10 protein-coding genes, 2 tRNA genes and 1 pseudogene are annotated in these 10,646 nt (G+C 39.7%); 8 read left to right on the top strand and 5 right to left on the bottom strand.

All coding sequences use genetic code 11. The annotated features are described in order from the left end of the window. From L655_RS0102305 to L655_RS0102295, 3 genes and pseudogenes are all read right to left on the bottom strand, one after another. A pseudogene (locus tag L655_RS0102305) lies at positions 1–668 on the bottom strand (amidohydrolase); the annotation flags it as partial. Positions 669–768: 100 nt separating this feature from the next. Then, positions 769–1,554, bottom strand: coding sequence for a hypothetical protein (locus L655_RS0102300; protein WP_002962505.1), 786 nt, complete (start codon positions 1,552–1,554; stop codon positions 769–771). Between the two features lie 226 nt (positions 1,555–1,780). Then, positions 1,781–2,473, bottom strand: coding sequence for a hypothetical protein (locus L655_RS0102295; RefSeq protein ID WP_024603971.1), 693 nt, complete (start codon positions 2,471–2,473; stop codon positions 1,781–1,783). 124 nt (positions 2,474–2,597) lie between these two features. Here L655_RS0102295 and L655_RS0102290 point away from each other — a divergent pair, with 124 nt between their 5' ends. Beyond that, positions 2,598–3,470: a fructosamine kinase family protein gene (locus L655_RS0102290; protein WP_024603970.1), complete on the top strand. Its 873-nt coding sequence runs from the start codon at positions 2,598–2,600 to the stop codon at positions 3,468–3,470. Between the two features lie 103 nt (positions 3,471–3,573). Further along, entirely contained in the window at positions 3,574–3,777 is a 204-nt protein-coding gene (locus tag L655_RS0102285; protein WP_002962509.1) for a CPXCG motif-containing cysteine-rich protein, read from the top strand. Between the two features lies 1 nt (position 3,778). Here the strand turns inward: L655_RS0102285 and L655_RS0102280 are convergent, their stop codons facing one another. Beyond that, positions 3,779–4,405, bottom strand: coding sequence for a riboflavin synthase (locus tag L655_RS0102280; protein WP_024603969.1), 627 nt, complete (start codon positions 4,403–4,405; stop codon positions 3,779–3,781). A 128-nt stretch (positions 4,406–4,533) separates the two neighbouring features. On the opposite strand from L655_RS0102280, the gene L655_RS0102275 reads away from it, so the two are divergent. From L655_RS0102275 to L655_RS0102260, 4 genes are all read left to right on the top strand, one after another. Next, positions 4,534–5,904, top strand: coding sequence for an MATE family efflux transporter (locus L655_RS0102275; RefSeq protein ID WP_024603968.1), 1,371 nt, complete (start codon positions 4,534–4,536; stop codon positions 5,902–5,904). Continuing rightward, entirely contained in the window at positions 5,867–6,931 is a 1,065-nt protein-coding gene (locus L655_RS0102270) for a DUF3080 family protein (RefSeq protein ID WP_024603967.1), read from the top strand. The genes L655_RS0102275 and L655_RS0102270 overlap by 38 nt, the downstream gene beginning before the upstream one ends. Positions 6,932–7,044: 113 nt before the next feature. Further along, a tRNA-Val gene (locus L655_RS0102265) sits at positions 7,045–7,121 on the top strand. Between the two features lie 26 nt (positions 7,122–7,147). Then, positions 7,148–7,224: transfer RNA gene (locus L655_RS0102260), tRNA-Val, on the top strand. Positions 7,225–7,639: 415 nt separating this feature from the next. Here the strand turns inward: L655_RS0102260 and L655_RS0102255 are convergent. Beyond that, positions 7,640–7,843, bottom strand: a complete 204-nt coding sequence (locus L655_RS0102255) for a hypothetical protein (RefSeq protein WP_125825535.1) — start codon at positions 7,841–7,843, stop codon at positions 7,640–7,642. A gap of 408 nt (positions 7,844–8,251) precedes the next feature. Between L655_RS0102255 and istA the strand changes: the two genes are divergently transcribed. Together istA and istB are read left to right on the top strand one after the other, a co-directional pair. Continuing rightward, the gene (gene istA, locus L655_RS0102245) at positions 8,252–9,796 is read left to right on the top strand and encodes an IS21 family transposase (RefSeq protein WP_024600838.1); all 1,545 of its coding nucleotides are present in this window, start codon (positions 8,252–8,254) and stop codon (positions 9,794–9,796) included. 14 nt (positions 9,797–9,810) lie between these two features. Further along, entirely contained in the window at positions 9,811–10,566 is a 756-nt protein-coding gene (istB, locus tag L655_RS0102240) for an IS21-like element helper ATPase IstB (RefSeq protein ID WP_024603886.1), read from the top strand. Positions 10,567–10,646 lie beyond the last annotated feature (80 nt).

The raw sequence follows: 10,646 nt of genomic DNA, 5'->3' as shown, positions 1-10,646 counted from the left end.
CCAGCCATATTACCCATACGGGTTGAAGGCAATACACCTTGACGACCATAAACACGTTTAGGGTTTTCACCACACGCCATTTTTAAACCATACGGCGCCTCTGGAAATTTCATCCCTTGCATAGTGTGTGCTGGTACGTTTTTAAGCGTAACGCCGCGTCCACCAAATAAGTTAGCTGAGCCTGGTAAAATTTGTAGAGAAGTAATGCCGCCTTCGCGTGCACGATTAAAGCCTGGGTCTTGTGGCCAAACAGAATGCTCAACCCACACTTCTGCAGTGTTAGGGCTGGTCATTTCGTTACCATCTTGATGCGACTCGACCGACGGACTTGGGTATGCGCCTAAATGTGAATGTACGTCAATAATACCCGGTGTTACCCATTTCCCTTGTGCATCAATTGTAATATCAGCAGTGGCTGTTAAGTCTTTACCGACTTGTTGTACTTTACCATCAACAAGTAATACATCAGCCTCATCTAAACGCTCACCAGTACCTGTAAGTACTGTTGCATTTGTAATAAGAGTGCTTGATGTAGAAATTGGCTGATAAGTACTTGGGTAAGGATTTTTGTTAATTGTTATTTTATCGTCTTGTGGGCCGTTTTCTTGGCAGCCTACAAGTGCAGCAGCTAAGCCAACCGCTAATAAAGAAGGTGCAAATTTTTGCATGTTGTTTGGATCTCCTGTTTTTTTGCTACTTTAGCGAAACCTAAAGGATAAAGCCAAAAAAACAGGTGAAAACGCAGTTAATTAAGATGAATTTCTGTAATTATTTCTTTATATAATTGTTATACAGCTTTTCAAGCGCACCTTCGGTGGTAAGCGAGGGATCTTTACTAATAAAGTGCTTAACCGTACGCGTTACAAAATCAGAGTTTTGCTTATGTAGCTTTGAAAAATCTTTAATAAGTGTATTACCATCTTTAGCCGCAGTAACTTTGTCATGACGATGACGATACTGGCTCAATGCTTTATTAAAATCGCCTTGATAGTCTTCAACCAAAATTTTATAAAAGTCGCTTTTTTGAACATTTAAATCGTTAATGCAGTAATTAAGCGCCTCTTTAAAGTCGGTAAATATCATGCCTTCTACATCAAACTCTTTTGTTTTTTCGCGCACTGCTACTTTGGCATCTTCTGTGGCATAGCTAAAACCCGTAAAGGCTAAACGCTCAGCGGCTTCTTTGCCTAATTTCATACCCGCTTGAATACTATGGGCAAACTCGTCGCTCATGTCGCCAAGTTCGCTTTCTTCCCACATGTTATAAACGCGCAATGGTTTAGCATATTTATTTGAGAGCTTTTTTTTAAGCTTGGTAAAGCGCTCATCAATCGTCATCAGTCTTTCGTTATGTAAAAGTGCATGGCACTCATAACACGCAGGGATAGAGATAAAGTCAGCCTCTTCACCTAAATCAACAATACTTTGTAGCATATGCAGTGGCGGACAATGATCGCGCTCTGTCGCTTCACAGCCACAATAAAAACACTGATTAAAATGCTGCTGATCGCACGCGTATGCTTGCTGATAATAACTGGCTAACGTTTTGCTCACCGTTGCTCCTAAAAAAACACGACTAAATTATGGGGGCGATAATAACAGCCTGAAAAAATAAGTTATACCAATTGCATTAAATTAGTGCTCTATTATTTTGCTAAGAAAATAGTGCAATAACAGGCACAAATAACAACGTGTAGTTATTCTATACAAATAATTTTTAACGCAGTAAGTACACTATTTAATGCAATAGAATGATTATGTTTTTTATTAGTCGCTAGATTTAAATAACGGCCGCTATTAAACCAAATAAACCACCAAACACACCGCCCCATACTACAAGCCAACCTAGGTGCTCGCGGATCATGGTCTGAATAATCTCTTTAACCATTTTAGGAGTAAGCTCATCTAAGCGCTCATCAACTAGTTTAAGCACCGTTTTATGTAGGCTTTCTGCGCTATTACCTTGTGAAAGTGTTTGGCTTACTAATGCTTTAAAGTCGTCAGTTTGAGAAATCTCACTAAGCGACAACTGCATTTTTTCAATAAACTTTTCACGCATCGGCTCTATTGCCGCTGTACCGCCAAACATTCCTAGCATACTACCAAACTGAGACTGCTCTATTACCTCTAACAAATTGTCGAATGCAGGGTTTAAATCAACATTGCTAATTATTGGCTCAAAGTCGATATTGGGCTGTGCTTTATTGAGTAAATTATTAATTTTTTGCTCTGAAAAAAACTCCGTTAATATTAAGTTTCGTATAGCGACTTTAAAACTTTCAAACTTAAGCGCTATAACACCTGAACCATATAAAAACGGGACTTTTTCGAATAACATATGAATAGCTAATAAATTAGTTACCGCGCCAGAAAGTGCAAATAAACCAACAGACAACACAATTGCTTGGTTAAACATAAAACCTACAACAACACATAAACCCGCTAGCAAATTGGTTATTAAACTTTTGTTCATTTTAACTCCACTACAGTAAGTGTAATTTTATTCAATATAGCCGTTAATTTTACAACGTTTAGATTGTTAAATTAATACCTTTTTGCCATAGTTTAAGTATCTGTTTAAAAGGCGAGCAATTGTTATGTGGAAAACAGTAAATGAGCACATCAGCCAAGCCATTAATTTTGACTTTAAGCACACCTACAAACGCCAATTACAAAGTACAAACACCGACAAACTATTTCATATTACCAATGGTACGCATAACTACTTCGTTAAAATAGCACTAAAAAGCGAGCACGAGCGTTTAGAAAGTGAATTTATTGGCTTAAAGCTTTTGGCTCAAAATAGTAATTTTAAAGTACCTGAATGTATTACAACTGGTGCAAATATAGAGTTTTCGTTTATTGTTTTACAATGGCTTGTTTTAGATAAACAACCCCACGACACGTGGACTAATATGGGGCGCAACCTCGCTAAAATGCATCAAAAACATGACCAAGCTATGTTTGGCTTTGATGTAGACAATTACCTAGCCACGACCATACAGCCCAACCGCTGGCACAAAAAGTGGGATGTATTTTACGCCGAAGAGCGTATAGGGTGGCAATTACAACTACTCGCTGAAAAAGGCATTAACTTTATTGAGCCCGAACGCTTAATTAATACCGTAAAAGAGCAACTACATAGTCATCAAGTACAACCTTCATTACTGCATGGCAATTTTTGGCGTGGCAATATGGGATTTTTAAAAGCAGAACCAACAATATTTAACCCGGCTTGTTATTATGGTGATCGGGAAGTAGATATTGCAATGAGCGAACTATTTGCCCCCCTGCCTAAAGACTTTTATAGCGCCTATAACGCGCACTACCCGCTTTCTCAAAATTACGAAAAACGTAAGTTAATATATCAGCTATACCCCATTTTAAATCACGCCAATATCTTTGCAGGTCACTATCTTACTGAAGCTAAACAACATATAGAAAAGCTGGTATTTGAAGGTATAAAATAAGTGTCATAAGCTGCATTTCAACACTATATTTAATGAGTAAGTAGGGGTTCATCTGTAAGCGATTAAGTTGAACCTAACTTAATTATTTATAACTGGAGTGATTATGAAAGATTTTTTATCACAACGAATAACGTGCCCACACTGCGGTCACCACATACATCTAGACCTAGACGCAAGCAGCGGCGATCAAGACTATATAGAAGATTGCACTGCCTGCTGTAACCCAATTCATTTAAATATGCATATAGACCATGCTAACAATAAATTGGAGCTACACGTAGACAGTGACGACGAACAAATATTTTAACTTAAGCCTGATGGCGTAAGTAGTTCTCTACCGTATTTACAATAGTGTAAGTTTGCTGATCAACTTCAATATTAAACTTGTCACCCACTTGCGCTGCACCAATGTTTGTAATGGCGAGCGTTTCCGGAATTAGGTGTATCCAAAAACCTTGTTCATCAACTTCGCCTACGGTTAAGCTTGCGCCATTTATAGCAACAAAGCCTTTATATAACACGTACTTTTGCCACTCTTTTGGCAAGCTTAATTGTATTTTGCAGTTATTCTCAAGCTTCACTATTTGAGATATTTGTGACGTACAATGAATATGCCCAGACACTATATGCCCACCTAGCTCAGTACCAAACGTAACAGAGCGTTCGTAATTTACTAAACTACCTAGCTCAAGCAGGCCTAAATTAGTTAACTTTAGGGTTTCGTCAATCACATCAAAATGCACTTGCGCCACCACATCATGATTACTTAGCTCAACTTGCACAACCGTTAAACAACAGCCATTAATAGCAATACTTGCGCCTAAATCTAAATGCTTAACGTACTCATCGCTCACCGATACAACTAAGCGTAACACACCATCAGCTTGAGTTTTAGAGACCACTGTTGCTTGTGTTTGCACTATTCCTGTAAACATAAAATCACTTAAAATTATTACAAAGTGCTAGTTTAACGTATCAACTCATAAAATCATTCACTACTGTGATTTTTATTTGAAACGCAATAGATTACAATTGCTGCCTGTTTTATTTAATAGCTTTTTTTATGACCTTTTGCAATTGGGAAGCCAAGCGTTTACTTTCCCTAGCTTTACCTGTTTTTTTAGCACAAGTTACACTTATTTTAATGTCGGTAGTCGACACAATTATGGCCGGCCAAGTTAGCCCTACTGACTTAGCTGCACTTTCTATTGCAACAGGAATATGGAACCCATTATTACTTGCTCTGCAAGGTATTTTATTAGCGCTTACTGGTATTATTGCGCAGTTTTCGGGCAGCGATGACCGCAAAGGCATTAGCCACTATTTTCAACAAGCGCTTTATTTAACCGCTATTTTAAGCTTTACAGGTTTTGGTATTGCCCATTTAGCAGATGCCATTATTTTAAAGCTCGATACAACGCCTGCTATTGCAAACCTTGCCATTGACTACATCCATTTTATGAAATGGGGTGTGTTTGGATTTTTAATTTTTACAGTATACAGAAACGTTACCGAGGGCATGGGGATGACCAAACCCGCCTTTTATATAAGCCTATTAGGTTTAGCCGTTAATATTCCAGTAAATTATATTTTCATAAATGGCTTATTTGGTTTTCCTGCTTATGGCGGCGCAGGCTGTGGCATTGCCACAGCAATTGTTTTAACTGTTATGGCAATAGCACAAGTTACTTACTGCCAAATGAGTAAAAAGGTAGATGCTAAAGGCCTGCTTTCATCATTCGAAAAACCTAATTTCACTACCATTGGTATTATTACTAAACTAGGTATACCTATTTCACTTGCTACCTTTTTTGAAGTCACTTTATTTGCGTGTATACCGCTATTTATTGCGCATTTAGGAGCAGTGGCTGTATCGGGCCATCAAATAGCAGCGAGTGTAACTACATTGCTGTTTATGATGCCGCTGAGCCTCTCTATCGCTATAAGTATTCGTATTGGTAATCTATATGGTCAAAATAATTTACAGCAGTTAAAAGTTGCCGTATCGACTAGTTATATATTAGCTATTGTAATTGCACTATTTTTGGCACTTATTACTTTTACAGGTCGTGATTTAATTAGCCAACTTTATACCGACAGCCCTGCTGTTATGGCTCTGGCTTCATCAATTATGATATTAGCGTGTGTCTACCAATTACCCGATGCATTACAGGTTGCTGCAAATGGCATACTTCGTGGTTTAAAATACACCACGCCTATATCGTATATTACGTTTATATCGTATTGGTTAATCGGCTTTTGTTTAGGTTACGTATTGGCAAGAACAGACATAATTGTGCCAGCTATGGGGCCGCATGGCTTTTGGGTTGGAATAATAGTAGGCCTTAGTGTCGCTGCTATTTTATTAATGCTAACAGTAAGAAAGCGTCTAAAATATGAATTTGCTAACAGTGATTCACTCAATCAAAACTAATAAGATCAGCCTTAAATCATTACCAGCTGCTTTGTTGGTAATGTGTTTTTTAATGCTTACAGGCTGCAACAAACCACAAAGTACTGTAAACGCTACTTATATTGAACGCTTAAGTAGCACAGCTAATGCAAGCCCAACACAGCCTAAGCCGCTCAAGCAACTCCCTTTACTGCAGCCTCCCCCAATAGCACAAAGTGACTTAACACTGAGTATTGTGGAGCTTGCAGGCATTAGCCAATGTAAGCTTAACGTGCTTATAAGTGAGCACAATAACCAATTAGGAAAAACAGCCAGCGCTGCTGGGCAATTAAAATATCAAATAAACTTTATTAAAAGTGCGCAGGTTTGCTTAAATACGCTTGATAAAAATAGCCCTAGTTACACAAAAATACTCGCAGCCAAAAACTATAAAGAAACACACCTAATGTACTTTTTTAATACCATGTTATTTAAAGAACCTGAGTTAAATCGTACCTGGCAACTCACCTCAAACGAGCTCACTACTGAACCCGCTGGTTTTAGCGATACCGTATTTGCGCTAAAGCAACTTGTACTCATTAAGCAGCAAATTAAAGCTAAAGAGTTTAGTACAATTAATAGCGATTCTATTTTTAGCGCACTCGAGCAGCTTAATAAATTTCAATTTAACCAAGCACTCATTCAATCAGTCCGTATGCAGGTCGTGTTAAATAACAACGCCACACAGTTTGTACAAACACTAAACTTTAATACGCTGTGCCCAGAGGATAAAAATAATAAAAACGCAAAAATCATAAGCAACGTATTTCAAAAGTTTTACCTAAAAGAAATTCAGCCCTATCAAGCGCAATTAACTGGTTATCTAGAGGTACTGCAACCACTTTATAACGAGCTTTGGTTTAACGAAAGTATCTCAAGCCCTCAAATTAATAACTTAGTAAAAACGGGCTCGACAAGTAACTTACTGAACTTACTTAAAAGCTCAGCTAAAAAACATGTGGTTTGGTGGCAAGGTTTTTATAAAACGTGTGAAATAAGCCCAATATGAATAAAAAAACGGCAAATAAACTCAAAAACAACAAACTTGCTTGATTCACCAACCGCCACGCTATATATTAGCCGCCGTTGTTAAGCAATTAACACTTACTTAAATAAAGTAATACGACTGTAGCTCAGCTGGTTAGAGCACTACCTTGACATGGTAGGGGTCGGTGGTTCGAATCCACTCAGTCGTACCAACATTTAAGAATCCTAAAATAATTGTACGACCGTAGCTCAGCTGGTTAGAGCGCTACCTTGACATGGTAGAGGTCGGTGGTTCGAATCCACTCGGTCGTACCAATTAAACTCTATATTTCAAACAGTTAAAAACCCTATTCAATCTATTCGTTTAATTATTCAACTAAAAATTAAATTCTTAGTTTTTTATTATTTTGTATTCAAAATTTTAAAATAACGAGAGCCAAGCCTCAAAAGATCATCCTAAAAATTCCAGTTTTTATCGATTTGTGCCCAAACTTGTGCCCAAGCGCCCAAACCACTTTTTTAGCTCTTTAATCTTCCTCAAAATTAGACCCCTACCCTTGCAAATTCACAAACCTCAAATCACAAATTCCAAACCAAAAATTTCAAATCAGGTGACCACTACCCTAATATTTTCCGTGTCATTTCATGAAATATCCTATGACCCCTATTCCATAAACTGCTTCTGTGCCTTGTTTAGGCTCCGGTGCCCACACAAGGCACAGATATACAACTACCCTAGGCTACACTTCGCTTCAGTGGTCACGGTAGGAATGAGCATTACATAACCGATCAGCCGTTGAATAGCGTGCTTACGGTCGTAACTTGCTGCTGCTACAAATCCATCCCAAATTTTAGTTTTGTCTAACTTACGAGCATTGTTGTAAGTTGCTCCTATACTCAGCAGCATCTCTCTTCGAGATGAAAGACTCATCATTTTATTCATAACTCACCTAATCAACGCATCTAAAGTTTGATTTTAAATGAGGTAGCCGGTAGCAGCGAGTTTGGTAATTAGTGAGTCAATACTGCATATTCTCTCCAGGTTTTATCACCCAATAGCATTAACTTTGGCCGCTTATTCTCATTAAGCTTTGCTCACAAAAATCACTTGTAAGTGATCACTTTTACGCTCTTGCATATTCCGGAGCATCGTGAACAGTGATTCCGGCCCATCGTGAACACCCGTTCTGGTTTTAGCGTGAACGCTCATTCCGGTTTTATCGTGAACACTTTTGACTGATTTTCCGGAATCGGTGTTCACACCAAACCAGTACAATTTCAACGCATTGATTATTAATTACTTTGTTAAGCTATTTCCTTTTTGTATTACTGAGGAAGGGATATGGCGACTAAGAGGATCACAATGCGTAAAATTCGAGAAGTGTTGAGGCTACATTTTGCTGCCCAACTCAGTGTCAGAAAAATAAGTGCCAGCACTAAGATCAGTGTCGGTGGTATTCAAAAACTACTCACTAAAGCCAGAGCTTTATCGTTAAGTTGGCCACTGCCCGACGAGCTTGATGATTCTGTGCTTGCTAGTCAGTTCTATCCTCGCGCCGACACTCGGCCATCCCAGCGATTTGAAGTGCCAGATTGGCCAGCCATTCGAAAAGAATTAACGGGCAAAGGCGTCACCAAGAACTTACTCTGGGAAGAATATACTCAGCAATATCCGAATCGTTGTTACAGCTATTCTCAGTTCTGCGATCGCTACATGACCTGGCTTAAAAAGCAAAAACGTTCGATGCGACAAGTGCATAAAGCAGGAGAAAAACTCTTTGTCGATTATGCGGGTCAAACGATGCCCATTGTTTGTAATGCGACGGGTGAAGTGAAGTTCGCCCAGATATTCGTGGCGGTGATGGGCGCATCAAATTATACATTTTGTGAAGCAACCTGGAGCCAAAGTCTACCCGACTGGATCGGCAGTCACGTGCGAGCATTTGAATTTATCGGCGGTATACCTGACATGGTTATCCCCGATAATTTACGCAGTGGTGTCAGTAAAGCGTGTCGCTACGACCCTGATGTTAACCCGAGTTATCAGCAATTGGCCGCGCATTATGGCACCGTGATTGTGCCTGCTCGTCCCAGAAAACCACAAGATAAAGCCAAGGCCGAAGTGGGCGTGCAAATCATTGAACGCTGGATACTCGCCAAGTTACGACACCAAACCTTTTTCTCATTAGCTGAGCTAAACCATTGCATCAAAGCCTTACTGCTTGAGGTCAATAATAAGCCCTTTAAGCAACTGAGTGGGACACGACAATCATGGTTCGAGTCAATCGACAAACCCGCCCTCGCGCCCATGCCCAAACTAGCTTATCAATTCACGGATATTAAACACGTCAAAGTGAATATTGATTATCACGTTCAGTATGATAACCATCTTTACTCGGTACCCCATCACTTGGTGGGTGAAAAGCTTGAACTTCATGCCAAAGACAACTTGATTGAGGCTTATTTCAAGCATAAACGCATCACCAGTCACCCGAGAAAATATCATCCGGGCATGACCACCACATCCGAGCACATGCCTGTAAAGCATGAGAAGCATCATAAATGGTCACCAGGGCGTTTAATGAATTGGGCGAAAGATATTGGAGATGACGTTTTGCTCTGGGTGAAAGCACAATTGGCACAGAAACAACATGAAGAACAAGCGTATCGTGTGTGCTTAGGCTTACTCAACCTATCAAGAAGCTATCCCGCCGATCGGCTCAATAACGCCTGTGCGATAGCCAATCAATACAGTTTATATCGGTTAAAACATATCAAAGACATACTCAGTAGCAACCAAGATAAATTGCCGCGAACGCAAGAAGAGCCGTCGACGTTATTGCCACAATCCCATGAAAATATCCGTGGTCCTAAAAGCTTCCATTAAGGTAAGGAAATTCTATGTTAGAACAAACGATAACTCAGCTTCGTCAACTCAAACTCAGTGGTATGGCCAACGCCTTAGTGAGCCAAATAGAACAACCAAGTACTTATGAAGGGTTGTCCTTCGATGAGCGACTACAACTGCTAGCAGACAGTGAAGCCCAAGACCGAGAGAGCCGAAAACAACAACGCTTACTTAAAGCGGCAAAACTTAAATTAGCCGCTAACGCCAGAGACATAGATTATCATCACCCGCGAGGTCTCAATCAATCGATGATGGCATCGCTACTGCAATGTGATTGGCTGAATAAATCACAAAACTTACTCATCACAGGCCCTTGCGGTAGCGGTAAAACCTATATCACTTGTGCGCTTGCGCATACAGGATGCATGAAAGGCTACAGCGTTAAATATTACCGACTCTCAAGGTTGATGCTTGCGCTGACACAAGCCAAAGCAGATGGCACTTACAGTCGAATGTTACAGTCACTCGCTAAGATCGACTTACTCGTTTTAGATGATTGGGGGCTTGAGCCACTTAAAGCGGCACAACGAAATGACTTAATGGAGATCATGGATGATAGGCACGGCAGTTCATCAACCGCCATCATCAGTCAATTACCCACCGAAGAATGGCATCAATCCATCGGCGATAATACCTTAGCCGATGCCATTTTAGATCGACTAATGCACAATGCTCATCGGATAAAATTAAAGGGGGAGTCTATGAGAAAAATTCAATCTAAAATTGACCATCGTGAACACTTAGGTTAAAAATGTCATGAACCCAATGCGTGGAATTTAAGTGTTCACGATAAAACCGGAATCGGTGTTCACCATCACCGGAATACGCA

This window comes from Pseudoalteromonas sp. TAE79 (genome assembly GCF_000498015.1).
In the GTDB taxonomy this organism is placed as follows: Bacteria; Pseudomonadota; Gammaproteobacteria; order Enterobacterales; family Alteromonadaceae; genus Pseudoalteromonas.
This window is presented reverse-complemented; position numbering and strand designations above follow the sequence as displayed.

Bases quoted from the DNA above. Each gene is read 5' to 3' on its own strand.
- L655_RS0102290 (WP_024603970.1), top strand. From the start codon at position 2,598: ATGTGGAAAACAGTAAATGAGCACATCAGCCAAGCCATTAATTTTGAC.
- L655_RS0102275 (WP_024603968.1), top strand. From the start codon at position 4,534: ATGACCTTTTGCAATTGGGAAGCCAAGCGTTTACTTTCCCTAGCTTTA.
- L655_RS0102255 (WP_125825535.1), bottom strand. From the start codon at position 7,843: ATGATGAGTCTTTCATCTCGAAGAGAGATGCTGCTGAGTATAGGAGCA.
- L655_RS0102285 (WP_002962509.1), top strand. From the start codon at position 3,574: ATGAAAGATTTTTTATCACAACGAATAACGTGCCCACACTGCGGTCAC.
- istB (WP_024603886.1), top strand. From the start codon at position 9,811: ATGTTAGAACAAACGATAACTCAGCTTCGTCAACTCAAACTCAGTGGT.
- L655_RS0102295 (WP_024603971.1), bottom strand. From the start codon at position 2,473: ATGAACAAAAGTTTAATAACCAATTTGCTAGCGGGTTTATGTGTTGTT.
- L655_RS0102280 (WP_024603969.1), bottom strand. From the start codon at position 4,405: ATGTTTACAGGAATAGTGCAAACACAAGCAACAGTGGTCTCTAAAACT.
- L655_RS0102270 (WP_024603967.1), top strand. From the start codon at position 5,867: ATGAATTTGCTAACAGTGATTCACTCAATCAAAACTAATAAGATCAGC.
- istA (WP_024600838.1), top strand. From the start codon at position 8,252: ATGGCGACTAAGAGGATCACAATGCGTAAAATTCGAGAAGTGTTGAGG.